This window comes from Paenibacillus agricola (assembly GCF_011440305.1).
GTDB lineage: Bacteria > Bacillota > Bacilli > Paenibacillales > NBRC-103111 > Paenibacillus_S > Paenibacillus_S agricola.
In genome coordinates this window covers 53,208-76,600 of record NZ_JAAOIW010000004.1, presented here as the reverse complement: position 1 = coordinate 76,600, position 23,393 = coordinate 53,208, and the positions used below count along the sequence as shown (strand labels likewise).

Below are 23,393 nucleotides of genomic sequence, written 5' to 3'. Positions count from 1 at the left end.
ACGGACAGTAATAATAGAGCAGAGAAAGCTTAAATCTCGTTTTTCATAATAAGGCTGAAAGAGAGATGGCGAATATGCAAAAACAATTATTGGATCGTTTTTTTGCCGGAATGAAGTCTGTACCTTTTCAAATTAATTATTGGGATGGTAGCGTTGTTACCTATGGGGGAGAAGGTGGAGAGAGCCCCCGTTTTAACCTGATTATTAAGGAGAAGCTTTCGGTAGTCGATTTTATTAAAGAGCCGGTCATGTCATTTGGTGAGGCATATATGGATGGCCTTATTGAGATTGAAGGCAGGATCGAGGACGTAATCAGGTTAGCCTCGCAAAATACGGAACAGCTTTGGAGCCGCGTTTTTTCATCGATTTTGAGCAAGTTTACCACTAAAAGCAAGCAAAAAAACAATGTGCAGCACCACTATGATATCGGCAACGCTTTTTATTCGTTATGGCTAGATGAGACGATGAGCTATTCTTGTGCTTATTTCCGTTCCAAGGAAGACACCCTTCAGCAGGCCCAGCTACAGAAAATAGACCATGTGCTAAGAAAGCTTCAGCTAAAGCCGGGGGAAACGCTTCTGGATATAGGCAGCGGCTGGGGATGGCTTATTATTCAGGCAGCAAAGCAATATAAAGTGAAAGCTAAGGGTATCACATTAAGTGAAGAGCAATATAAGAAAACGATTGAACGGATAGCAGAGCAGGGCTTGGGCAGCCTAGTGGAGGTTGAATTAGTTGATTACCGGGATCTTGCCGCAAGAGGAGAGCAATTCGATAAAATCGCTTCGGTAGGGATGTTCGAGCATGTGGGCCAAACGCAGTTTCCCGTCTTTATGGAGGCTGTTCATTCGATGCTGGCCGATAAAGGGCTTTCCTTGCTTCATACCATCACCCACGCTAAAGAAGCACCAACAGACCCATGGATTCAGAAGTATATTTTTCCTGGCGGCTATATTCCTTCCTTAAGAGAAATTGTGAACTTGCTTCCCGATTATAACTTTCATGTTTTGGATATTGAAAATTTAAGGCTGCATTATGCAAACACGCTGGATCATTGGGCAGAACGCTACGAAAGCTCGATCGACGAAGTGCAAAAGATGTTCGATGAGAGGTTTACCCGGATGTGGAGGCTGTATCTCCAGTCCTGCGCAGCGTTTTTTCGTACAGGAGATTTGCATATTCATCAAATTTTGTTTTCCAGCGGTACTAACAATGAGCTTTTGTTAACCCGGGACCATATGTATATGGATGCTAAGTGAAAAGAAAAACGCCCAATAGGCTTGGGCGTTTAGATAGGCTCAGACCCCATTACTTCAGAACAGGGGTGGCAGGGGTAGGATTGCTGAAAGGTAATTTCAATCTTTGTAAATCCATGATATTTAAGTAAGTCGTGCCATCACTGATTAGCAATTTAATCTCGCCAGGCGAGCTTATCGAGGTCTTCTCGATATTAGTATTGTTCGGTAACTCAAACACAAAGTTTTGCGTTCCGTATTCGATTTTAATTTGGGAGGTTCCCGGGGAAACGGTAGTTTTTATTCCGGCATAGCTTAGATCCAGCAAGGACACCCATTTGGTAAGATCAACAGGTTCAACTTTAGGAATTGGAATAAACGGACGCTCCTTCAGCTCAATAGTCCGGCTTTCCGTGTTATAATCGACATCAAACCCCACAAGGTTTGCCATTCCGCGAACAGGCAAATAGGAAGAGCCATTATATACAAGTGGTGTCGTATCCCGATCCAGCTGCTTAACTTGTCCATTAACTTTAAATATAAAATTTGCAAATACCGCAGTTACTTCGCTTAGTGAAGCTGCAGAGGCAGTAGCTATAGAACCAATCATCATGCCAATGACTAAACCCAAGATCATTTTTTTCATTATCTAACCTCCATATGATTATTGCTAGTTTTTGTTATTACTAGATTATAGCATGTTACGACAAAAGGTAAAAATTGTTTTAGAATTTGCTGGGAAATCCTCATAAAAAAAGAAGACTCCTAAAGGATCTTAAGAGTCATCTTGATAAGCTGTAAGGATTTAAAAGTTCGGTAGGTGCCTACACGAGACTATTTAGTTAATGTAATAAGAAGTAGTTGGCAAAGCAGTTGATTTATCAACTACGACAAGACCTACACCGCCAAGTATATAAGCAATTCTAGTATCAGCATTGATTACAAAGTTACCAGGAACAAAAATGCCTCTGATGTTAGTTTCGCCGATGGATTGAGCAGTCGTTGGGGTTGCTGATGTACTAACGTTAGGTGTGTTCAACAAGTTAGCTGGTGTTGCTGTTTCTGTTGCGGCACCCACCACGGAAGGAACCATTATTGCTGCTGCTACCACTAGTACGGACAATTTCATTTTAAAATTTTTCATCTTAAATCACTCCATTTTTTTTATTTTTTTTATTATGTATTTCTTTTCTCTGGTTCTTCTCATCCAGCTATTCTTTATTTACCCAGCCTCATAAATGTTCAAACAGAGTAAAGCAATCTTTTTGAAAATAGTAAGTCACAAGGTATTAAGGTGAGCATATTTTGTGAAAATGAAAATAATAGGTTGAATTTTGTCGTCTTGTAGAAATTTCGGGTATGTGCAAAAGCTAAATGGGGAGGTGGAAGCAATCAAAATTATGATTTCGGCATCCGAAGCGATGGAAAAGGGGATATGGGAGGACATTATTATTCTTTTTGGCAGGGATAACGACGAGGAAATATGGCCTAACGAGGAATTTATACTAACCGAGGAGCAAGCGATCAAGCTTAGGCTGATTAAGTAATGAAAAGGTGAATAGACCCTGGTCCCAATAAACTAGCAGGACAAGGGTCTATAACTCAGCTATACCTTAGTTGCCAAATAAATTGCCCAATTTAGCAAAGGGGTTCGTTTTAAAATCCTCATGCAAGACGATTTCTTCAACATAACCTTCCACGAATTCATTTTTATTCATTGTAAATATGGGATTATTCGGTTGGAATATTTTAAGGAGAATTTGATAGGTTAATAAAGCATCGGTTAACCCGTTATGGAGAGCCTCAACAGGTTCGATTTCCAGTTGTTTGAGCGCAGCCACCAGACTAATACTGCGTTCAAGCCCGAATCGCAGCATAAACATTTTTTGAATATCATTATAATTTTTGAGCCAGTTGGTTTCCAGCTTATGCCTGCGGCAGTCATCCAAAAAAATATCACGGTCACTTAATGACCAGGAAAGCAAATAATATTCGCCTTCCCCAATCCAATCCAAAAATAAATCTTTGACGGTTGGGAACGATTCAGCGCGTTCAACCTGCGCAATAGTAATACCAGTAAATTTGGTGGTGCTAGCATCAAGTGGACTTCTAGGCTTAATATACGAATCGAAAGTATCCACGACCTGAAACTGGTCATTCTCCAATAAAACCTTAACTGCTCCGATCTGAATACATTCTCCGTTTTGCCTACGTCCCGCTTTAATCGTTTCAAGATCATGTATAATAAGTTTCAAGCTTGCCACCTAATCCAATCCTTTCATAAAAACAATTAAGATAAATATACCACAATGGATGTAATCCAGTATGTAGCGCGGTTAACAATTTTTGAAATATCCTAATACTTCCAAGAAGGTGACTACATCATGAGCGTATTGTTTAAGAAAGATTGGGTCAAAAAATGGACGAGATGGAGCCTAGTGGGTTGTGCGTGCTCTAGCCTATTGAGTGGCTGCACTCATGGCATCCGATCGCCTGAGCAGCCTATAGCGGCTATCCCTGCTCCTACAGCACCACAAGCAGTAATACCCGTGCAACCCCAAATACCGGATAAGACGCCTATGCCCGTCGCTTCTCCTGATCCTATACAGGACATGATTCAACAGCTAACCCTTGATGAAAAGCTTGGGCAAATGATTTTTGCCGGAATCGATGGAACCGATAGGAGTCCGCAAACGATGGAGCTGCTTGAAGCATACCATGTAGGTGGGCTCATTCTATATAAACCTAATATAGAAAATTCCAAGCAACTAATCAAGCTGGTGAATGCTTTAAAGCAAACTAACAGAGGAAATAAGCTGCCCCTCTGGCTGGGTGTGGATGAAGAAGGCGGCAAGGTAACAAGGCTGCCTGGTGACATCGTAAAAATGCCTCCGAGCAAAGAGGTAGGCAAGACGAACCAAAAGGAATTTGCCTATGGGGTAGGTAATGTGCTCGGTCAGGAGCTAAGTGCTTATGGCTTAAATGTCGATTTTGCACCGGTTTTAGATATTAACAGCAATCCGAATAACCCGGTCATAGGCGACCGCGCTTTTGGTCCCGTTGCTTCCATTGTCGGCACGATGGGCATTCAAGTAATGAAAGGCCTACAGGCACAGCAGGTGCTGCCAGTCGTCAAGCATTTCCCCGGACATGGGGATACATCTGTCGATTCTCATGTCGGACTGCCCGTTGTCCAGCATGATCTGGCGCGGCTGCGCAAGCTGGAACTTTTGCCGTTCGCAGAGGCATTCAGCCAACAAGCAGATGCGGTTATGGTAGCTCATATTTTGCTGCCCAAGGTTGATGAGCAATATCCGGCATCCATGTCCAAGAAGATCATAACGGATTTACTGCGCAAGGAGATGGGCTTTGACGGGCTGGTAATGACCGATGATATGACCATGGGAGCTATAGCGACCAATTACGAGCTTGGTGAAGCGGCTGTGCTATCGGTGCTGGCAGGGTCGAATGTAGTGATGGTCGCGCATGATTATGATAAGGTGGTTTCCGTCATTGAGGCGCTTCGAAATGCGGTTAAGGAGAACCGCATTCGTATCGAGATGATTGATCAAAGCCTTGCCCGCATTATCCATTTAAAGTACAAATATCAGGTGCAGGACTTATCTCCTACAACACCTGATATTCAACAATTAAATGCCGCTGCCAACCAGCTTCTGGATGAGTATTTTCATAAATAAGCCGGTTGTGCCATCGATCAATGGCCGCCTGAGGGTGCCCCTTCTTCGGCATGGGGATCCAATTTCTCCCCACCCATGGTGAAAGTGAATAGTAAGGCAAGTACAGCGGGAATGATCGCCCACATGAACGTGTAGGAAATGGAGGAGGAAAGGGCGGACGTAATTTTATTTAGCACATCCGTCGGAATTTGCACTCGGGTCGCAGGTGACAGCAGGCTTCGCGGATCCATGTCGGAGAGGCCCTGTGATGCTGTATTTCCGGAAAGTGCTTCCTTCATTTTGTTCGCGAAGCTATGGCTCTGGATAATGCCAAAGATCGTAATCCCAAGCGTCATGCCAAGCGAGCGCACGAAATTAAGCGTAGATGTAGCCGAACCTCGCTGTCGGGGAGCGAACAAATGAATCGCAGCATTGCTTAGTACCGAGAAGGAGGCGCCAATGCCAAGGCCAACAATGACCATATAGAAGGTCACAATGAAACGGGTCGATTCTGCGTTCAGCGTGGAGAGCAGGATGGAACCCACGACTAAGAGAAGTGTAGACGGGATCATGATGGAGCGAAAGCTTATTTTATTCATCAAAAATCCGCCTAAGGTTGCGGTCACCACAGAACCAACCATCATCGGTAGCAGCACTAGACCAGAATTTGTTGCCGTTCCGCCAAGTACACCCTGGATGAAAATGGGAATATACACGGAAGCGGTAATAAAGGCAGCTCCACCAAACATGGCAACCAACGTGCTGGAGCCAAAAAGCTGTTTGGTAAACATGGCAAAAGAAATAATCGGCTCGGCCACACGCCGTTCGATCCTGATAAAGGCGAGCACTAACACTACAAATCCGGCAAACAAGCCGATAATGAAGGTAGAGTCCCAAGCATATTCCTTTCCGCCAAGCTCCAGCGCGAACATGAGGCAAATAACGGCTCCAACCAGCGTAACAGCCCCACCCCAATCGATTCGTTGCTTCGAATGCTCATGCGATTCCTTATAGAAGCTAGCAATCAATACAAGAGCAAGCAGCCCAAGCGGCAGATTGATGTAAAAAATCCAGTTCCAATGGATATAATCGGTAATATATGCGCCTAATAGTGGACCAAAAATGCTTGACATCCCGAATACAGCTCCGAACAAACCGCCCAATTTACCACGGCTTTCCAAGGGGACGGAGTCAAACATAATCGTAAAAGCGATGGGGATAAGCGCACCGCCGCCAATGCCTTGGATCGCGCGGTATATGCTGAGCTCTATAATGGAATGCGCAGTACCACAAAGCGCGGAGCCTATCATAAAAATGATCAGTCCATAGACGAAAAATCTTTTGCGTCCATACATATCGGATAACTTTCCGAATATAGGCATTCCCGCCATTTCAGCTACCATATAAGCAGAAGTGACCCATACGAACTTGTCCAGGCCTCCGAGGTCGCCGACGATGGTGCCCATGGCTGTGGCCACAATCGTATTGTCCATGGAGGCCATCAAAATACTGAGCAAAAGCGCAGCTACAATAACGCCGATATTGCTTTTGGTTGGAGTCGAGCTGGTTGAAGGCGTGGGACGGTTTGGTAAAGTTGCGGACATAATTAATCCTCCTGATTGGGTGTAGGCACTTAAGCCGCGGTCGCGGAAGAACCATTAACCTAAGCATAAACCATGAATACTGACAGTAGTATGTCAGTATTCCATCTGCAACTATACTTTAACCGCGGTTATTGATGTGCTCAGGGTACATGTCGTGTGCAAATAAACGATCTTTGGCCACTTTGGCGTACTCTGTATCCGGGCGCCCATAGTTGGCAAAAGGGTCGATACTGATGCCACCCCGCGGGGTAAACTTCGCCCACACTTGAATGTATTTGGGATCCATCAATCGGATAAGATCCTTCATGATGATGTTGACACAATCCTCATGAAAGTCGCCATGGTTCCTGAAGCTGAACAGGTATAGCTTAAGCGACTTACTTTCAACCATATGGATATCAGGCATATATTGGATGTAAATGGTGGCAAAGTCGGGCTGTCCGGTCATGGGGCACAGACTTGTAAATTCAGGGCAATTAAATTTGACGAAATAATCATTGTCCTGATGTTTATTCACGAAGGTTTCGAGAATCTCCGGGTTGTATGTGGAAGGGTAAGCTACTCCTTGGTTTCCAAGCAGGCTTACTCCCTTAAGCTCGCTTTCATTTCTTCCGAATTCTGTACCTTTGCTGCCTTGATAGTTGTCCATAGTGATCATCCTCCATTTTGTATACTTGCTTTTATGTGTAAACTGTCATTATCCTATCATTTTATTCAACGGAGAGAAACATCAAATTAAAAAGAAAAAGCAGTTGTTGTTTTTAACGGCAGCAGGATAGTACAATAAGGGGCCCTAAACTACGGTTGATATCCTATTTAACATTGTTAATGAAACTCAAGAGCTGGGTCTTTAATTAAAGCAAAGGTTGACAGCACCTTTTAAAAGTGTTATTTTAATTGTATGCAATTGTATTTGATGAAATACATTAAAAAAGTAAGGAGAAAGGTTGCACATGAACCGGGAACAATTATTGAAGCTTGAAAACCAATTTTGCTTCGCGATTTATGCTTTCTCTAAAGAAGTAATCAAGTTGTACCGGCCGATACTTGATAAGCTGGGTCTCACTTACACCCAATATCTCGCTTTATTGGTGCTGTGGGAGCAACAAAGTTTGACGGTTAAAGAGTTGGGCAAAAAGCTTTATTTGGATTCAGGGACATTAACGCCGCTTTTGAAGAAGCTTGAGGGCATGAAGCTCATCAGCAGAACCCGTGATCCTAAGGATGAGCGCAGCGTCATCATCAAGCTGACCGAGCAAGGCCAAGCGATGAAGGAACATGCGTACGAGGTGCCAGAGCAGGTATTTTGTCAGATTAAGATGGCTCCGGAAGAAGCGTTCGCCATGAGGAAACGGCTTACTGAGCTGTTAGAGGAAGTTCATCAAACTATACAGGAGGAATAAACATGACAGCTACAGCATTTCGTGCAACTAATATTCGAGGGCAGGAAGTTCAATTGGAGCAATATTTAGGCAAGGTGGTCGTTGTTGTCAACACCGCCAGCAAATGCGGATTTACACCGCAATATTCCGAGCTACAGAAGCTGTATGAGAAGTATCGGGATCAAGGGCTTGTTATCCTTGGTTTTCCTTGCAACCAATTTGGCGGGCAAGAGCCTGGATCTAACGAAGAGGTTGATACCTTCTGCCAGATCAACTATGGCGTTACCTTTCCGCTTTTTGAGAAGGTAGATGTACTGGGTGAAGGGCAGCATCCGTTGTTTGGTTATTTGACGGAGCAACTGCCGTTCCAAGGCTTTGACCTGGAGGATGGCACAGGTAAAATGCTGCACAATATGTTGCAAAAAGCCGGAATGCTTGAAGGTAATGCTATCAAATGGAATTTCACCAAGTTCCTGATTGATAAAGAAGGCAATCCCGTTCAACGCTTCGAATCCACGGTTTCGCCGCTTGATATGGGATCGGCCGTTGAAGCCTTGCTTTAAGTTTAAACCCGTACATGTAAACTTATGCATACCTAAAACCCCTCTGCGAACCTCCAGAGGGGTTTATGGATTGGCGGCGCTCATTTGAACCAGCCCTTTTCATTAAAATGCTTGATAGCTTCAATCCGATTTTTGACCTCGAGCTTATCGAGGATAACAGATATATAATTGCGAATGGTCCCTGTAGTCAGGTAGAGCTCGCTTGCGATTTCCTTTGTGTTTTTGCCGTCGGCAATCAGCTCCAGCACCTCTGTTTCCCGCTCGGTAAGCGGGTTCTCTGCGCTATAAGCATCATCGACCAATTCAGATGCATAAATACGGCGGCCGGCCAGCACGCTGCGGATGGAATGAGCCAGCTCTTCGCTGGGGCTGTCCTTTAATAAATAGCCACAAACCCCCGCTTTGATCGCACGCTCGAAATACCCCGTCCGTGCAAAGGTCGTTAAGATAATCACCTTACAGGGATTTCCTTTTAACTCCTCCGCGGCTTCAAGCCCGTTTTTCAGCGGCATTTCAATGTCCATAATGCATATATCTGGCTGATGCAGACGGACAAGCTCCAGCGCCTGCTCCCCATTAACCGCTTTGCCGACAACCTCCATGTCCTTTTCCAAATCGAGCAGAGAGCCAAGGGCTCCCAGCAGCATGCGTTGATCTTCCGCAATCACAATTCGAATCATAAGTGATCATCCTTATCGGGTTGTTTTATATTTTTTGGGATTCTCATGATGAGCGTGGTTCCTTCCGCCAAAACAACTTTCAGGCTTCCATTTACGAATTCCAGTCGCTCCTTCATACCTTGTAACCCATTACCCTTCAGGTTTTTCAATTCCTCACTCCGGTTACTACCATTGTCATGCACCTTCATCAGAAGCTCAGCTTGTGTCTGGTCAAAGGTGAGCGAGCAGAGCGAAGCGCCGCTATGCTTGACAACATTAGTGACTGATTCCTTCAGGCACATGCTGAGCACATTTTCGGACAATAACGAAATGTCGGATATCGTATGGTTGCCTTGCAGGCTGAACTCAATTTCGGCGGCCTTCAAAATTTGCTCAACGCGAAAAATTTCCTCTTCAATTCTTGTCCCACGCATTTGTGAAACCAATTGGCGTATTTCCTTTAGCGCGGTTCTGGCTGTTTGCTGCACATCTTTAATCTCCGCTCGTGCCTGCTCCGGGTCTTTAATAATTAATTTGCTCGCTAGGTCGCTTTTTAACCCAATAAGCGAAAGCTTTTGTCCCAGTGTATCATGCAAATCGCGGGCGATCCGCTGCCGTTCCTCGATCTTGACCATCTCGGCAATTCGGATGTTCGCATCCTTAAGCTGCTCTTGAAGTACTCCATGCTTGTTCCGGTTATAGCTGCCAAGAGGGAGCAGGATGACACCGATCAGGCTGATTAAAATAAAAGGAAGCTGCGTAACGAAAAATTTGTTTTCTAAGACAAAGCCAATGTTGATAGTTATCACCGTTGTGACCAAATGTATAGTATACAAAGTAATAAAACCTGCTCGATTCTGGATATTACCAATAAAGAAAGCCAAAAAAAACGAGAAATAACTATAACTAAACAGAATGGTCATAGCAATGGAAATAGCAATCTGCAAGCTGATGCCGACATATACCGGCCACCCCTTGGAAGAAAGCGTCAGCCTATAACAGAAGAAGAAGGCAATAATAAGCAGGATTCCTGATACAATCTGCAGATTGGAGGAGGAACGGATTATAAAGTAAAAGGGCATAATGCCGAACCCGAGCCACATATAAAGATTTAAGCCGGAGCTTTTTGGGAAAATATGATACTTTTTCAGCATGGTAGCGTCGCTCCTAAATCGAAAAACAGCTTTGGAACAACCGAAATGGCTAGATGACTAAGCTTCGGTCATTCCCTTATCCTATTTTACCATTACTTCAGCTTAATTTCCTTAAAGCCAACAAAGGTACGGTTCTCGGCATCCCATAGTTTGTAACCGAGCGCTTTGAGGCTGGTGGGAATTGTAATCGTCGTGGCTTGCTGAAGCGGCGGTACAGCGTTATGGGCTTGCTCCAAATTATAATTAGGCACTCTTGGACTCAAATGGTGGACATGATGAAAGCCGATATTCCCCGTGATCCATTGCAGCACTTTAGGGAGCTTGTAATAAGAGCTTCCATCAATGGCAGCCTTTACATAATTCCATTCCTTTTCATCCTCGAAGTAAGAGTCCTCAAATTGGTGCTGAACATAAAACAACCAGATACCAAGTGAACCGGATATCCAAAAAATCGGGCCTTGGATGAGCAGGAACGCCTGCCAGCCTATTGCCCAGCAAAGAAAGCCGTATAAAGCGACAATGGCAAAATTAGTAATCCAAGTATTGATCCGCTCCGAACGTTTAGCTCCTTTTACATTAAAGCGGGATTGAATGAGAAAAGTGAAAATGGGTCCGATGCCGAACATGACGATAGGATTGCGGTATAGACGGTAGCCAAGGCGATGCCAAAACGATGAGGCTTTATATTCATCAACGGTCAGCATCCAAATATCGCCAACGCCGCGTTTATTTAAATTGCTACTTGTTGCATGATGGAGGGAATGGCTATGCTTCCATTGGTGATAAGGGAAAACGGTAAGAATTCCTGTTATAGTACCAAGAATTTCATTGGCTAATTTGTTTTTGAAGAAAGATTGATGGCAGCAGTCATGAAACACGATAAAAATGCGGATCAAAAATCCGGAAGCTAGAATGCAGCAGCCTAACGTTAACCAATAGGATACCGATAAGCTTAAATAAGCGGCAATCCAGAGTAGGAAGAAAGGAGGCAATGTGTTAAGCAACTGACCGATGCTCGATTTGAGATTGGATTTTTCATAGGGAGCGACATTTTTTCTTAAACTAGCGTGAGTGTGATCGGAACTTGACATGGCTTCCTCCTTGGAGTGATTACGTAAGCTATGATTGTAGGACGTCAGCTTCACTTTCTATTCTAGAGATTGTTGCCGCTTGGCGTAAGTCATAAGTGTCAGCTACTCCACATGACAAATGTCATATTACAAACAATGTTAAGAAAATAGTAGTGATTTCAGAACGCTACTAAATTATGAAAAGGATCGCAAATCTATTTACTTATTTGAACATAAATAGTAAATTAAATTAGGTATAATATACCTAATTTACTGAGTAGCTTAAGCCAGTAACCCATTATTACCTAACAACGCGACTAGTATAGTACTTGTACAACTATGACATGAAGGGGAAGTAACTTATGGTGTTGGATAGTTGTGATGATGTTAATTCTTTCAGCTCAACTTCTGTAGATTACAGATTTAAGAAAAGGGTACAAGATTTTGATGAATTATTCATCTTAATATCTGAAAACTCGCATGAAGATATAGTTACCTTTATTACCATTGATGGATTATGCCAATATATCTCCCCATCCGTTCACACTTTGTTGGGTTATGATCAAGCAGAATTATTGGGTACTGTACAATATGAATACCTTCATCCCGAGGATAGGAAAACGATTAGTGAGCAGTGCCACAACAGCAATGGAGTAATTAGCTATCGAATCCGTCATAAAAAAGGACATTATATTTGGTTCGAAACCGCATATAAAACGATCCAGATTACAGGAATTGAGCATCCCTATGTTGTATGTATCAGTCGGGACATCACGGAGCGCAAAGAATCGGAAACAGAATTGCGCGAGAGCGAGGAAAAGTTTCGTAACGCGTTCGATTACGCACCTATAGGTATGGCTCTTGTAGCTCTGGATGGGCATATAATAAAGGTGAATAGGGCATTATGTGATTTTATCGGTTATTCCGAGCAGGAGCTGCTTGAAAAAAGTTTCCAGGAAATCACTTACCCAGATGACTTAAAAGCAGATATTTGGTTTCTTGAGCAACTTCGCAATCAAACGCTTACAAATTACAATATGGATAAAAGATACATCCATAAGAATGGCCAAAATGTATGGGGGTTTTTGGGGGTTTCCCTAGTCCATGATGAAGTAGGACAACCCTTGTATTACACTTCGCATATTCAGAATATTACAGACAAAAAAAATCTGGAAGAAATGAAAGCCCAGCAGGAGGAATTACTCCGAAGAACGGATAAAATTTCAACAATTGGACAGTTAGCTGCCAGTATTGCACATGAGATCCGAAATCCATTAACAACCATCCGTGGATTTATCCAGCTTTTGGCCCAAAAAAATGAATCGGATCAAGGTTATTTCAAAATCATACTCGACGAGCTCGACAGAACTAATGAGATTATTAGCGATTTCCTGGCACTTTCCAAAAATCGGACTGTCGAAAGGAAATCTCTATGCCTTAATAAAATTATAGAAACCCTGTATCCGATTATATCTGCAGAAGCTATTTTAAAAGGGCATGACGTGAGGTTGTGTCTTGATGAAACCCTACATAAATTACTTTTGGATGATAAGGAAATTAAGCAACTGCTGCTTAATTTGTTGCGAAACTCGATGGAAGCCATGGAAGCGGGAGGGAAGGTTATCGTTAAGACGAGAAGGGTGATGGACAAAGTGGAATTGCGGATTTCCGATACAGGCTGCGGCATTCCCCCAGATAAAATGAGCCAGCTATTTGAGCCTTTTTATACAACAAAAGATAGCGGGACAGGGCTCGGCTTAACTGTCTGTTTGAATATTGTAGAAAGGCATGGCGGGACATTAAGCATCGAGTCTGAGGAAGGAACTGGGACTTCGATAGTTATACTGCTGTGAAAAACTGTAGACTATCCAGAAGGAGCTTTGTTGTAAAGCTTCTAACTTGCTTTGTTGTATATTCCTTACAGTGAAAACGACCTTTAACCGCGGAATGAGCGGAAAAGGTCGTTTTTATCTTTGAGCAAACAGCTGGAATCCCATACACCTTTACCCGTCCTCGCTCCACCGCAGGAGATTACCTAACAAAGCAATTCAACTTGTCCCATTTCAAAAAAAGGAAATGTGTGGTAGAATTAATGCGAACTATTGTTCTGTATCCTATTGTGAAGGTAGGTGGAAAACGTTGACTGAACGGTATGCAGAAATAGACGGCGTCATTACATACATTCATCAATACCTATATGAACCGCTGCTGCTTTCCCGATTGGCAGATTATGCAGGCTATAGCCCTTATCATTTTGCACGGATATTCAAGGAACGAATCGGGCTCTCTCCGTTATATTATGTGTCGTCTCTTCGATTGCAAAAAGCGAAGGAACTTTTGCTGCAAACCAATTTAAGTGTCCGCGATATCGGGCTGGAAATTGGGCAGCAAAGCCTGGGCACCTTTACCACACGATTCTCTGAACGGGTGGGCGTAACGCCATCCGATTTTCGCAACTCCAAGCTGCAAGCTGACAGCCATTTACACTCGTTGATGAAACTTGAAAGTTGGGAGCGTACTTATCCTATCCTCAATCAGGCTGAAACCATCCAAGGCACCATTCGAGCTGAGGTTCCATTCGAAGGGGTTATCCTGATCGGCTTGTTCGCCAAACCGATTCCTGAAGGAATGCCCCTTTATGGAACATTGGTTTCTTCCTTGGGTTATTTCGGTTTGACGGGCGTCAAACCAGGCACTTATTACCTAATGGCTACATCGGTGTCGTGGGGAACACAGGCAATCGATTTTTTGCTTCCACAGAGGACCTTGCGTACAAGGTCGAAGGAGCCGATCACAGTCTTGCCTCATACTGCTGTCCCTTACCAGCAGGTGATGCTTTATACGCCTCGAGAGGATGACCCTCCCATTCTTATTTCTTTGTCTTTTTTAATGAATAACTTCCTCCAACGTGTTGTTCAGTCCAGCAGCAGGTAACGCCTACATAATGAAGTCTAAAGGGGATCGACGATTTGTATTTATTAGCGGCAGAGTCCAGCATCCATGATGAGATTTCCGTATATGAGGCTACTCAGCTTTATGGGGAGCAAGGAAAATTTCGCTTTTTGCAATTTTCCGATCATGCGGTGCAAGGTGCAATGGACCTAAACCATCCGAAACGCATTGTGTTAGAGTATCCTCGGGCAATTATCCACTTGATGGATAACCATGCCCCTACATTCGAGCGGGTATTTATCATTGGGCATGGAATTGGGACGATTGCCGGCCATTACCCCAAAAAGCGGTTTACCGTAGCGGAAATTGACGCGAAGGTAGTGGAGCTAAGCAGGTCTTATTTCAATTATGATATGGATAATATAAGGGTCGGAGACGGACGCGAGCTGCTCGCGAACGAGGCTGGTCAAACGTTAGATTATATCATTTTGGACGCCTTCACGAAAAAGGGAACCCCGTTGCATCTAACTTCCTTGGAGTTTTTCACAATGACCCACCAAAAGCTATCCAAGCAGGGAGCCCTTATTATGAATCTGATGGGAAAAGCCCACAACGATAAGCTGGTAAATGCCATTCATACTACACTGAGAGAAATTTATGCTTTCTCTAAAGCTTTCATGCTGCCATCAGAGAGCGCGGCTGACATACGCAACATTATTGTAATGGGTAGTCATACACCTATCCAATGGCAGGCCCGGGAGATGGCTGGCTTTTATGAAATCGAATTAGGGCAGGGACATATCATTAGAGACACCCAACCCATTAAGTAGAGTCATAAATCAAAATTCGAGGAAGCCGTCGCTACTTCCGAGCCTATACCGTTTTGGATTATGTATATGCGCATAGGACCATTTTAAAGGTAATAATGAAATTGTCGATCCTTACGTCATCGAACGAATCGAAGGCTTGGCTAAGCAGGTGCTCCATATGGATGCTGCCTTGCAACGAACGCGGGCAGCGGTGGGCTGAAGCTATTTGAATAAAGATAGCAATCGATAAGAAATCCCAGCCTCAAGTAGATGCTATACTAAGGAAGTGCTTAAGAAAGACAAGCATTCCACGTGCATGATATTCTAACTTTGAGGTGATCGATGAATGGGCGTTCAGGCAGATAAGATTTTTGTTAATTTACCTGTAAAAGATTTGAATAAATCCGTCGAATTTTTTACGGCCATTGGTTTTGAATTAAACCCCAGTTTACCGATGAAAATGCAACATGTATGATTATTAGTGAGCATATATTCGTGATGCTGCTGGTTGAGGAGTTCTTTAAAGGCTTCACTAACAAAGAAATTGCTGATTCTGCTAAAACTACAGAGGTTATTATCGCCATTTCTGCTGAAAGCAAGGAAAAAGTGAACGAGCTGGTCAATAAAGCATTAGCCGCTGGCGGCAAGGCTTCCAGTGAACCAATGGACCACGGCTTTATGTACCAATGGAGCTTTCAGGACGTAGACGGACATCTATGGGAAATCATGCATATGGACGAGAGCGCGATAATTCAAGAATGAGCATACCAATGTGATTTAAAAATATATGTAAGAGCCCTCGAATCCCAATTCGGGGGTTTTTGGTTTTATTGTTATCGCTATTACGTTATTATTAAAATAAATGTATCTAAAAGGAGAAACGTCATGTGCCGAAATATAAAGACATTATTTAACTTTGAACCGACAGCGACCGATGAAGAGGTTCAGGCGGCTTCGCTGCAATTCGTCAGAAAGCTGTCTGGCTTCACACAGCCTTCAAAAGCGAACGAGGCTGCGTTTAACCGTGCGATTGAAGAAGTCGCGCTGGTTGCCCGAACCTTGCTGGATTCACTGGTTACCAACGCCGATCCACGCAATCGCGAGGTTGAAATCGAACGTGCTCGCATTAAATCTGTAAAAAGGTTCGGAACGGATTCCTTACATTCTTAAGGGGGAAAACGTCCATTTATTCAAAAATAGGCGATAACCGTGATTTTAAGCATAAACCCGAATACGTTATAAAAACTGGAATGCCACCAATTTTGTCTCGACACTGGCACCTAGGATGCAGTGCTATGAAGCTGGAAGCTAGAGGTTTCAGTGGAAGTTACACGACAACGGAGGACTGCCATTTTGGACAAATTTGGGTTAATATGCTCGTTATGCAGCCGAAAAATACCGTTTGCTTTAGAAGGGAAATGCACCTGCGGAGGCACATGGCTGGTTGAATATGACCTGCAGCGCGCGGCGCTGACATTTACGAAAAAGCGGCTGCGAGCAAGGCCGGCCTCCATGTGGAAATACCATGAATTATTGCCCATAGCTAAGTTAAGCAGCATCATTTCCTTGGGTGAAGGAAGCACGCCACTTGTCAGGCTTACAGAATGGGAGAAAAAGCTGCCTTTGGGAGGTCTCTACGTAAAAAGGGAGGAGCAAAACCCGACCGGCAGCTTCAAAGCTAGGGGATTTGCTTCAGCACTTACTTTAATCAACGAAAGCGGAATCAAAAAAGTCGCATTGCCATCGAACGGGAATGCAGCTGCGGCGTTGTCGGCTTATGCGAGCCGGGCTGGAATGGAAGCCTACGTATTCCTACCTGCGGATTGCCCTGGGCTTATTATAGAGGAGTGTGTCAACTATGGGGCGCACACCTATAGGGTCGATGGTTTGATCCATGATGCCGGCGCTATAGTAGAAGAAGGCAAGCTTGAGCAAGGCTGGTATAATGTAGGCACCATGCGAGAGCCCGGAAGAGTGGAAGGAAAAAAAACGATGGGCTTCGAGCTCGCCGAGCAGCTGGATTGGACGCTGCCGGATGTTATTGTTTATCCGGCAGGCGGAGGCTCCGGCCTTATCGGGCTTTGGCGAGCCTTTCACCAGCTGCTGGCAATGGGGCTGGTGACGGGAGCGCTGCCGCGGTTTGTTGCGGTTCAGGAGGACGGCTGCACACCGATCGTTTCGGCATTTTGGCAGCATGCCCAGCCCGAAACTCTCCCGGCAGGAAGCCCGATGCCTACAGGCATGAGGGTGCCACGGCCTCCTAACAGGAATCTGATTGTCTCGATCCTGCGCGAAACAAAGGGCACAGCCATTGCTGTTACTCGCGAAGAAATCCATGCAGCAACGGCTGCAATGGGATTATGCGGTATTTCTTCATCCCCGGAGGGAGCCGCTACCTGGGCGGGATTGCAGCGGCTGATCGATTCGGGCTGGATCCTCGGCCAGGATAAGGTAGTGCTTTTCAATACCTCGCACGCAATGAAATACACGCTTTACCCAACTAAACTGCAATTACCGCTGATTAAAAGCTATCAAGATTTTAAGTCCATCCACTCTCCATGACCGGACACAAAAAAGCCCTTGGATGTTTCTGATCCATGGGCTGTTAGTTAATCTTATTTTGAAAAAAATCGGATTCTTCGATACATCGATTTGTCTTTGAGATTGAGGAAAAGCGAGGCAGCAGGCTTGAAATTAGCTTCTATAATCCAAACCTTGCCGCTTTTATCGAGGCCCAGATCTATCCCTATCGACCGTATTCGAGGGTAATAGCTTTTGAGCTGCTTGGCGGTTAACAAGGCCACCTGATCGATATGGGCAAGCAGGCTGTGGGTGGACAAGCTTTTTAATTGCGAGCGTTGAATCGCTTTCTTCACGGGGAGTATGGAGCCATGGCTCCTCCTCATATTTGTAATGATATAGCCTTTTCCTGCCACCTTGGCTAGCTTCCCTGTTATCTCCCAGGAGGATTTACGCAGCCGTTGTACCATAACCCTTAGGTCAAAAGGGCGCCCGTTGATAGTGGCAAGCGAGATTCTTTGCTGGACGATTAAATTTTTTGAGGATGGAGGCCGCACGTAATTCAGCAGCTTGGTTGTGCCGGTTATCTTTTTCCTTTTAGCTCCAGCACGTACTAGGAACTTTTGCCCGCCCAATGCTTTAATGAGCAGCACCCCACGTCCACCATAGCTGCCCGTAGGCTTGACAATAACCTCATCGTATTGGTTTAACAATCGCCAGAATGGCTTTTTTTTCAACGGATAGGTTGCTGGCAAGTAGCGGACCAATGACTGCGATTTCTTAAGAACCTTATACTTGCTCCATTTGCTTGAGCTGCGCCTACTCATTGCGATGCGCCTCTTGCTCGCTGATAACCAGATCATGCGCCTCGACGCTGACCAATTGATTCCGGGAGTCAACAAAAACGACGCTTGGCTTCAGCAGCTCAATTTCCTCTTGCGTCATCAGGCCCAAGCTCAAAATAATAACAAGGTCACCAGGCTGGAAAAGCTGAGCAGGCGGACCATTTAAACCGATTTTCCCAGCGCCTGCTGTATCGGGTATCGCATAGGTTTTCCATCGAGTAGCATTCCTGAGATTGGTTATTTGTACCATTTCGTAAGGCAATATATGAGCTTTATCCATCAAAAGCGAGTCGATCGTGATGCTTCCCACATAGTTCAGATCGGCTTCAGTAACTGTAGCACGATGTATTTTTCCTTTACACATCAAACGTAACATGGAGAGATCTCCTTTTCAGATAATAATAAGCATTAGGCTGTAGTTCTGTTAGCATTCTATGCAAGCAGAGCGGCAGTTGCTTTCAGATCTTGTTGTCCTTTTAGCTGTTTGTAGCAAGGTTGCAAATAATCAAATGATCATTTAACATATGGCTATGAGACATAAAGATGAATATAAAAGCGAAGCTATTTTTGAAGCCACGATTCAATTACTGAATGAAATTGGGTTCTCCGACATTTCCATGTCCAAAATCGCCAAAAGAGCGAAGGTTTCATCAGCAACGATTTACGTATATTTTGAGAATAAGGAGGATATGCTGGGCAAGCTTTATGTGAATGTGAAGGAGAAGCTGAGCAGGCAAATGATACAAGAGCTTGATCCCGCCATGCCGACCCAAATGGTTTGTGAGAGGTTTATGAGAAACTCCATGCAATTTATTTTGGAAAACAAGGATTATTTTATGTTTCTGGAGCAGTTTACAACCTCGCCGCTTATGGATAAATTATGCCTAGAGGATACCTCAAGTATGTTTACCTCTTTGTACGACTTTATCGAGCAGGGAAAGCGGGCAGGCGATCTAAAGCGATTGGAAACTACATTTCTGCTGACTTATCTCTATTCACCCGTAGCACAGCTGGCAAAAGCACACTTCAAAGGACAATTTGAAGCCAATGAGGCCAATATGCAACAAATTATCCAGATGAGCTGGGATGCCATTAGAGCTTAATGTGAAAAAGGTACCCATAGCTGAACCCTCTTGTTCAAAGTGTCCACTCTATAGGTGCCCTAGATCTTAAACAAAATGGCCCTGGTCTACAATACCAGAGTTATTTGTCCAATTTACGTATGAGGCGCAAACTATCGTAATCACAAACATGTACATATTCTCTACTATCACATAATTCATCAACAGCTCTTCTAACATCGGCATAAGCAGTGTAGTCATGAAACGCTATAAATCCTCCGCCGACAACTCTTGGAGCATATAAGTCTATATCACTTTTTACGCCTAAATAACTATGGTCTCCATCTACAAAAAGGGCAGATATGCGCTTAGGACAATCTTGGATGGCTTCATGGCTGAATTTTTTTATTGGTGATACATAGTTTGCAACACGGTAATTTAGAATATTATTCTGAAATTCATTAAAATAATCGGAATAATATCCATTAGAAATAAAAGGATCAATGGCAAAAATTGTTCGTTTCCTTTCACTTATCCACTTACTCCCGAGACCTAATGCAACAGTACTTTTTCCTTTAAAGGAACCGATCTCAACAATTTCCCCATCTAAATGATCAACGAGAGCTGGCAAATGTAGGAGTGCAGTTTGCTCTGTAGTTGTCAACCACCCACTGATCGAGTCAATAAAATGATAAAATTGGCTAATTTGAAGCAAATTTCCAGTAATTTCAGATCACCTCTCACAAAACCCGTTATTTGCTAATGCTTTTTTTAATGCCTCCAAATATTGGAATTCGTATTTTTTATCCGGTTCTAAATACGTTCCTTCGGCCCATTCATTCCAGGCATTAATAAACAAAAAGTCACTGTTTATATCTAGAGATTTTTTTATTTGTTGTGTTAAATATAAGGAAAATTTTTCGGGAGACGCACCGGTGAAGATGAGAGGCCGTTCTCCTCCAACCCGGGCGGAGTTATCCCAATCGATGAAAGCTCCTAAATAAGTTTTAACACTATCCATGTCAACTTTTCTTTCTAGTATACAGGACCAGTATTTATCGTAATCCATTAGATTAAATGTTTGCTTATATCCATCAACAGCTTTTCCACAATGGATACCATTTGTTAAATACATGGTGTATCCAGGCTCAAACTCAATACGAGCATCGAAACCTTTAAGTTGAGGGTTGTTAAATCTATTTAAAGTTTGGACGAGATGGATTCCATCAAGCCCATTTTCGACAGCTAATTTCTGCCAATACTCCAGCATTTCCTCGCATTGGGGAATATCGCTAGGACGATATATAAGAAATAAAGGTTTGTTTTCTACTCTGATGTACCTTTTATCTTTAAATGCTGTTAAAAGAAATTCGAAATGTTCTTTCCAATCTACTTTTTCTCCGTAATCTTGATCTTCCAATACCTCATGACTTGAACCGGTCCATGTTCTTGTCCACGGGTCGTTTGCCCAGGAAAGACAGAAAGGGAAATCGGGCTTCCCATTTTGAAGAACTGCATCAATTGGTTTATGAAGAAACCTTTTTCCCTTAAACCAGTAATGATAATAACAAAATCCGTAGATGCCATATTTTCTTGCAATTTGAGCTTGCCATTCCCTTGCAGATTCGTCCGTCAAATCATAGTAATAGTCTTGGTACGGCTCTTTCGGCTGATAATGTCCAGGAAATAGAGGCTGTGCTTTTCTGGTATTGGTCCATTCGGTAAATCCTTTTCCCCAATTACGATTATTTTCGTCGGTCTCATGAAATTGAGGCAAATAGAAGGCTATAAGTTTCAAAATCATCTCTCCTCTAAAATCTTAAGAAGGTAGCTTCTAAAATGAATAAGTAGTTTCTCTTTTTATTGAAAATTGCCGCGTATTGAAATTAGCTGCCTGCATGGCGGCATTTGCAGAAATACCGTTGCCAGTCCTAACCTTTTTTCACTCTCTGCATCATCTCCCTGGCTCTTTTTTTATATAGATATATATGTATGAGTTAATGCATGCTCGGGTGCATATTTTGAATTAAACAGGCTTGCGCTAGGCTAAGGCTACCCCCATTTTCTTTTTTGGGAGTAGGCAGGGATATTATGGGATTAATTGAATTTAAAGAAGGAGTTATTGATTTATTCGTGATCACTGATTTCAATAAAGAAAGGGAGGAGCCCCATGTTTACCTTTAAAATCTGCGAGGAAATTGAATTGAAAATACTAGAGCTCCAAGATGCTGAAAAGCTATTTACTTTGATAAATAACAATCATGATTATTTGTCCAAGTGGCTACCTTGGGTAAACGAATCAACAAAAGTAGAGGTTACGCAAGAATTTATTCAATTCGAACTAAGCCGGTTTGCGAAAAACAATGGCTTTTCGAGCGGTATTATATTTAACAATGAGCTTGTAGGCTGTATTGGAGTTCATGACATTAACTGGAGGAATAGGAAAACTTCAATAGGCTACTGGCTGGGCGAAAAGTATCAGGGCTCTGGTGTTATGACTCGGGCGTGTAAAGGTTTACTACGCTATTTAATTCAAGATTTAGGCATAAATCGGGTGGAAATAAGGGCATGTTCAGAGAATTATAAAAGCAGAGCGATTCCTGAGCGGCTTGGATTTATTCATGAAGGGACAATTAGGCAAGCGGAATGGATAGATGGACGATTTTATGACCATGTGGTATATGGGATTTTGGCTGAAGATATTGGAGTGTAAGCGCCAAAAGCTTTTGGCGTATTTTTAGGGAAGGCGGCTAAACAATGAAGCTATATCACTTTAGTGAAGAACCCGATATATGTATCTTTGAGCCCAGACAGCTGGAGTATCGGCTTGATGAGCCAGCCCAAGTGTGGGCGATCGACGAGTTTCATGCACCGCATTATTTTTTCCCGCGTGATTGCCCGAGAGTATGTATATGGCCTAAAGATGAGACCACAGATGAAGATATGGAGCGTTTTTTTGGGCATTCACAAAACCGGCGAATCGTTGCATGGGAAGCGGGTTGGCTTGATAGAATGGTTAAAGGATGCATATATCGGTATACGTTTGATCCGGATGACTTTATTTTAAACCATGCTGACGCAGGTTACTTTACAACAACACGTACAGTTAAACCACTAGCGGTAGAGCGGATCGATAATCTTTTGGCAAGTATAACGGATTTGGGTATTGAAGTTCGGATTACTCCTTCGCTAATGCCGCTCAAGCAAGCTATATTGTCATCTACGGTAAATTTTTCAATGATAAGAATGAAAAACGCGATACAGAGTTAGATGGGTTGAGGTAATTTAAGGGTGAGCTTTTATGGTGGATCAATTACAAGAGAAGTGGTGCAGCCATGATACGATCAGCGGATAAACATGACCTTGATTTTTTGGTTCAGATTGATTTATTGGTGGATGGAATTACGGAATCATCTGAGACTCAACTAATCAACGAGGATCAGGGAAAGCATCGCGAGAAAATAATGAAATTCGTGACGGATACAAAAAGAGGAGCCTTTATTTATGAGGACAAAACGAGCAGCGAAAGAATCGGGATGATCATGTATTCAATTGTTAATCGAGATGGGAAGTTCCTTTGGAAGACCATTTTCAATGAACTGGATCGGCGTTTATTTCAGGAGGATGGGCGCTTTGTGGAGATTTTTCAACTATGGGTAGCCCCCGATTTTCGAAGACGTGGTATAGCCACGACATTAAAGCAAATGGTTGAAGAGGTAGCTATACTAAATGATGTAAATTTGATATATACACATACAGAAGTACAAAATCTCCATGTGATCGCGCTTAATAAAAAGCTTGGATATGAGGAAGTGAGGCAGGGACCTATTTGGGATGAAGTCATTCGGGTAAGCTTAATTAAAAAAGTATTCTAGTGAAATAAATTAAACGAGGTCATGTTCATATGGATACATACACGTCC

The 23,393-nt window shown here is 43.3% G+C and carries 26 protein-coding genes and 1 pseudogene; 15 read left to right on the top strand and 12 right to left on the bottom strand.

What is annotated here, in order from left to right:
• Positions 1–74: 74 nt before the first annotated feature.
• Positions 75–1,259 carry a class I SAM-dependent methyltransferase gene (locus G9U52_RS11740; protein WP_166149680.1) on the top strand — a complete coding sequence of 395 codons (1,185 nt, stop codon included), beginning with the start codon at positions 75–77 and terminating at the stop codon, positions 1,257–1,259.
• A 49-nt stretch (positions 1,260–1,308) separates the two neighbouring features.
• On the opposite strand, the gene G9U52_RS11735 is transcribed toward G9U52_RS11740, so the two are convergent.
• Positions 1,309–1,881 carry a stalk domain-containing protein gene (locus tag G9U52_RS11735; protein WP_166149678.1) on the bottom strand — a complete coding sequence of 191 codons (573 nt, stop codon included), beginning with the start codon at positions 1,879–1,881 and terminating at the stop codon, positions 1,309–1,311.
• Positions 1,882–2,073: 192 nt separating this feature from the next.
• Positions 2,074–2,379 carry a hypothetical protein gene (locus G9U52_RS11730; RefSeq protein ID WP_166149676.1) on the bottom strand — a complete coding sequence of 102 codons (306 nt, stop codon included), beginning with the start codon at positions 2,377–2,379 and terminating at the stop codon, positions 2,074–2,076.
• A 238-nt stretch (positions 2,380–2,617) separates the two neighbouring features.
• Here G9U52_RS11730 and G9U52_RS11725 point away from each other — a divergent pair, with 238 nt between their 5' ends.
• Positions 2,618–2,782, top strand: coding sequence for a hypothetical protein (locus G9U52_RS11725; RefSeq protein WP_166149548.1), 165 nt, complete (start codon positions 2,618–2,620; stop codon positions 2,780–2,782).
• 66 nt (positions 2,783–2,848) lie between these two features.
• On the opposite strand, the gene G9U52_RS11720 is transcribed toward G9U52_RS11725, so the two are convergent.
• Positions 2,849–3,490 carry a 3'-5' exonuclease gene (locus tag G9U52_RS11720; protein WP_166149674.1) on the bottom strand — a complete coding sequence of 214 codons (642 nt, stop codon included), beginning with the start codon at positions 3,488–3,490 and terminating at the stop codon, positions 2,849–2,851.
• 129 nt (positions 3,491–3,619) lie between these two features.
• On the opposite strand from G9U52_RS11720, the gene nagZ reads away from it, so the two are divergent.
• Complete coding sequence (gene nagZ / locus G9U52_RS11715; RefSeq protein ID WP_166149672.1) at positions 3,620–4,933, top strand: beta-N-acetylhexosaminidase; 1,314 nt, start codon at positions 3,620–3,622, stop codon at positions 4,931–4,933.
• A 17-nt stretch (positions 4,934–4,950) separates the two neighbouring features.
• On the opposite strand, the gene G9U52_RS11710 is transcribed toward nagZ, so the two are convergent.
• Both G9U52_RS11710 and queF read right to left on the bottom strand, forming a co-directional pair.
• Complete coding sequence (locus tag G9U52_RS11710; RefSeq protein ID WP_166149670.1) at positions 4,951–6,516, bottom strand: MDR family MFS transporter; 1,566 nt, start codon at positions 6,514–6,516, stop codon at positions 4,951–4,953.
• A gap of 118 nt (positions 6,517–6,634) precedes the next feature.
• Positions 6,635–7,165 carry a preQ(1) synthase gene (queF, locus tag G9U52_RS11705; protein ID WP_166149667.1) on the bottom strand — a complete coding sequence of 177 codons (531 nt, stop codon included), beginning with the start codon at positions 7,163–7,165 and terminating at the stop codon, positions 6,635–6,637.
• A 304-nt stretch (positions 7,166–7,469) separates the two neighbouring features.
• Here queF and G9U52_RS11700 point away from each other — a divergent pair, with 304 nt between their 5' ends.
• Together G9U52_RS11700 and G9U52_RS11695 are read left to right on the top strand one after the other, a co-directional pair.
• Positions 7,470–7,919 (top strand): MarR family winged helix-turn-helix transcriptional regulator, encoded by a 450-nt coding sequence (locus G9U52_RS11700; RefSeq protein ID WP_166149665.1) that lies wholly within the window; start codon positions 7,470–7,472, stop codon positions 7,917–7,919.
• Between the two features lie 2 nt (positions 7,920–7,921).
• On the top strand, positions 7,922–8,461 hold the full coding sequence (locus tag G9U52_RS11695) for a glutathione peroxidase (RefSeq protein WP_166149663.1): 540 nt from the start codon (positions 7,922–7,924) through the stop codon (positions 8,459–8,461).
• A gap of 80 nt (positions 8,462–8,541) precedes the next feature.
• On the opposite strand, the gene G9U52_RS11690 is transcribed toward G9U52_RS11695, so the two are convergent.
• From G9U52_RS11690 to desA, 3 genes are all read right to left on the bottom strand, one after another.
• Positions 8,542–9,141, bottom strand: a complete 600-nt coding sequence (locus G9U52_RS11690) for a response regulator transcription factor (protein WP_166149661.1) — start codon at positions 9,139–9,141, stop codon at positions 8,542–8,544.
• Positions 9,138–10,274 carry a sensor histidine kinase gene (locus G9U52_RS11685; protein ID WP_166149659.1) on the bottom strand — a complete coding sequence of 379 codons (1,137 nt, stop codon included), beginning with the start codon at positions 10,272–10,274 and terminating at the stop codon, positions 9,138–9,140. Before G9U52_RS11685 ends, G9U52_RS11690 begins: the two co-directional genes overlap by 4 nt.
• 92 nt (positions 10,275–10,366) lie before the next feature.
• Positions 10,367–11,365, bottom strand: coding sequence for a Delta(5) desaturase DesA (gene desA / locus G9U52_RS11680; protein ID WP_166149657.1), 999 nt, complete (start codon positions 11,363–11,365; stop codon positions 10,367–10,369).
• Between the two features lie 341 nt (positions 11,366–11,706).
• On the opposite strand from desA, the gene G9U52_RS11675 reads away from it, so the two are divergent.
• The 6 genes and pseudogenes from G9U52_RS11675 (at position 11,707) to G9U52_RS11650 (ending at position 17,607) form a co-directional block, all read left to right on the top strand.
• Entirely contained in the window at positions 11,707–13,197 is a 1,491-nt protein-coding gene (locus G9U52_RS11675) for a PAS domain S-box protein (protein ID WP_166149655.1), read from the top strand.
• Positions 13,198–13,483: 286 nt separating this feature from the next.
• Positions 13,484–14,278: a helix-turn-helix transcriptional regulator gene (locus tag G9U52_RS11670; protein ID WP_166149653.1), complete on the top strand. Its 795-nt coding sequence runs from the start codon at positions 13,484–13,486 to the stop codon at positions 14,276–14,278.
• Between the two features lie 35 nt (positions 14,279–14,313).
• A complete protein-coding gene (locus tag G9U52_RS11665; protein WP_166149651.1) occupies positions 14,314–15,066 on the top strand; it encodes a spermidine synthase in 753 nt (250 codons plus the stop codon).
• Positions 15,067–15,391: 325 nt separating this feature from the next.
• Positions 15,392–15,807 (top strand): annotated as a pseudogene (locus tag G9U52_RS11660) (VOC family protein).
• A gap of 123 nt (positions 15,808–15,930) precedes the next feature.
• A complete protein-coding gene (locus tag G9U52_RS11655) occupies positions 15,931–16,215 on the top strand; it encodes a DUF2277 domain-containing protein (protein ID WP_166149649.1) in 285 nt (94 codons plus the stop codon).
• A gap of 183 nt (positions 16,216–16,398) precedes the next feature.
• Positions 16,399–17,607 carry a threonine synthase gene (locus G9U52_RS11650; protein ID WP_166149648.1) on the top strand — a complete coding sequence of 403 codons (1,209 nt, stop codon included), beginning with the start codon at positions 16,399–16,401 and terminating at the stop codon, positions 17,605–17,607.
• Positions 17,608–17,660: 53 nt separating this feature from the next.
• Here the strand turns inward: G9U52_RS11650 and G9U52_RS11645 are convergent, their stop codons facing one another.
• Both G9U52_RS11645 and panD read right to left on the bottom strand, forming a co-directional pair.
• Positions 17,661–18,392, bottom strand: a complete 732-nt coding sequence (locus tag G9U52_RS11645; protein ID WP_166149646.1) for a YheC/YheD family protein — start codon at positions 18,390–18,392, stop codon at positions 17,661–17,663.
• Complete coding sequence (gene panD, locus G9U52_RS11640) at positions 18,385–18,786, bottom strand: aspartate 1-decarboxylase (RefSeq protein ID WP_166149644.1); 402 nt, start codon at positions 18,784–18,786, stop codon at positions 18,385–18,387. Before panD ends, G9U52_RS11645 begins: the two co-directional genes overlap by 8 nt.
• 148 nt (positions 18,787–18,934) lie before the next feature.
• Here panD and G9U52_RS11635 point away from each other — a divergent pair, with 148 nt between their 5' ends.
• On the top strand, positions 18,935–19,513 hold the full coding sequence (locus tag G9U52_RS11635; protein ID WP_243767295.1) for a TetR/AcrR family transcriptional regulator: 579 nt from the start codon (positions 18,935–18,937) through the stop codon (positions 19,511–19,513).
• Positions 19,514–19,613: 100 nt separating this feature from the next.
• Here G9U52_RS11635 and G9U52_RS11630 read toward each other — a convergent pair whose 3' ends face one another.
• Positions 19,614–20,135 (bottom strand): class I SAM-dependent methyltransferase, encoded by a 522-nt coding sequence (locus tag G9U52_RS11630; protein ID WP_243767294.1) that lies wholly within the window; start codon positions 20,133–20,135, stop codon positions 19,614–19,616.
• A gap of 69 nt (positions 20,136–20,204) precedes the next feature.
• A complete protein-coding gene (locus tag G9U52_RS11625; RefSeq protein ID WP_166149640.1) occupies positions 20,205–21,269 on the bottom strand; it encodes a glycosyltransferase WbsX family protein in 1,065 nt (354 codons plus the stop codon).
• A gap of 372 nt (positions 21,270–21,641) precedes the next feature.
• Here G9U52_RS11625 and G9U52_RS11620 point away from each other — a divergent pair, with 372 nt between their 5' ends.
• The 3 genes from G9U52_RS11620 to G9U52_RS11610 all read left to right on the top strand — a co-directional run bounded on the left by G9U52_RS11620 (position 21,642) and on the right by G9U52_RS11610 (position 23,346).
• Positions 21,642–22,184 (top strand): GNAT family N-acetyltransferase, encoded by a 543-nt coding sequence (locus G9U52_RS11620; RefSeq protein ID WP_166149638.1) that lies wholly within the window; start codon positions 21,642–21,644, stop codon positions 22,182–22,184.
• Between the two features lie 44 nt (positions 22,185–22,228).
• Positions 22,229–22,741 carry a DUF6886 family protein gene (locus G9U52_RS11615; protein ID WP_166149636.1) on the top strand — a complete coding sequence of 171 codons (513 nt, stop codon included), beginning with the start codon at positions 22,229–22,231 and terminating at the stop codon, positions 22,739–22,741.
• 65 nt (positions 22,742–22,806) lie between these two features.
• Positions 22,807–23,346 carry a GNAT family N-acetyltransferase gene (locus tag G9U52_RS11610; RefSeq protein ID WP_166149634.1) on the top strand — a complete coding sequence of 180 codons (540 nt, stop codon included), beginning with the start codon at positions 22,807–22,809 and terminating at the stop codon, positions 23,344–23,346.
• Positions 23,347–23,393: the final 47 nt, after the last annotated feature.

Coding starts and splice junctions, on each gene's coding strand:
- G9U52_RS11740 (WP_166149680.1), top strand. CDS start 75: ATGCAAAAACAATTATTGGATCGTTTTTTTGCCGGAATGAAGTCTGTA.
- G9U52_RS11735 (WP_166149678.1), bottom strand. CDS start 1,881: ATGAAAAAAATGATCTTGGGTTTAGTCATTGGCATGATGATTGGTTCT.
- G9U52_RS11730 (WP_166149676.1), bottom strand. CDS start 2,379: ATGAAAAATTTTAAAATGAAATTGTCCGTACTAGTGGTAGCAGCAGCA.
- nagZ (WP_166149672.1), top strand. CDS start 3,620: ATGAGCGTATTGTTTAAGAAAGATTGGGTCAAAAAATGGACGAGATGG.
- G9U52_RS11710 (WP_166149670.1), bottom strand. CDS start 6,516: ATGTCCGCAACTTTACCAAACCGTCCCACGCCTTCAACCAGCTCGACT.
- queF (WP_166149667.1), bottom strand. CDS start 7,165: ATGGACAACTATCAAGGCAGCAAAGGTACAGAATTCGGAAGAAATGAA.
- G9U52_RS11700 (WP_166149665.1), top strand. CDS start 7,470: ATGAACCGGGAACAATTATTGAAGCTTGAAAACCAATTTTGCTTCGCG.
- G9U52_RS11695 (WP_166149663.1), top strand. CDS start 7,922: ATGACAGCTACAGCATTTCGTGCAACTAATATTCGAGGGCAGGAAGTT.
- G9U52_RS11690 (WP_166149661.1), bottom strand. CDS start 9,141: ATGATTCGAATTGTGATTGCGGAAGATCAACGCATGCTGCTGGGAGCC.
- G9U52_RS11685 (WP_166149659.1), bottom strand. CDS start 10,274: ATGCTGAAAAAGTATCATATTTTCCCAAAAAGCTCCGGCTTAAATCTT.
- desA (WP_166149657.1), bottom strand. CDS start 11,365: ATGTCAAGTTCCGATCACACTCACGCTAGTTTAAGAAAAAATGTCGCT.
- G9U52_RS11675 (WP_166149655.1), top strand. CDS start 11,707: ATGGTGTTGGATAGTTGTGATGATGTTAATTCTTTCAGCTCAACTTCT.
- G9U52_RS11655 (WP_166149649.1), top strand. CDS start 15,931: ATGTGCCGAAATATAAAGACATTATTTAACTTTGAACCGACAGCGACC.
- G9U52_RS11645 (WP_166149646.1), bottom strand. CDS start 18,392: ATGAGTAGGCGCAGCTCAAGCAAATGGAGCAAGTATAAGGTTCTTAAG.
- panD (WP_166149644.1), bottom strand. CDS start 18,786: ATGTTACGTTTGATGTGTAAAGGAAAAATACATCGTGCTACAGTTACT.
- G9U52_RS11635 (WP_243767295.1), top strand. CDS start 18,935: ATGGCTATGAGACATAAAGATGAATATAAAAGCGAAGCTATTTTTGAA.
- G9U52_RS11620 (WP_166149638.1), top strand. CDS start 21,642: ATGTTTACCTTTAAAATCTGCGAGGAAATTGAATTGAAAATACTAGAG.
- G9U52_RS11615 (WP_166149636.1), top strand. CDS start 22,229: ATGAAGCTATATCACTTTAGTGAAGAACCCGATATATGTATCTTTGAG.
- G9U52_RS11610 (WP_166149634.1), top strand. CDS start 22,807: ATGATACGATCAGCGGATAAACATGACCTTGATTTTTTGGTTCAGATT.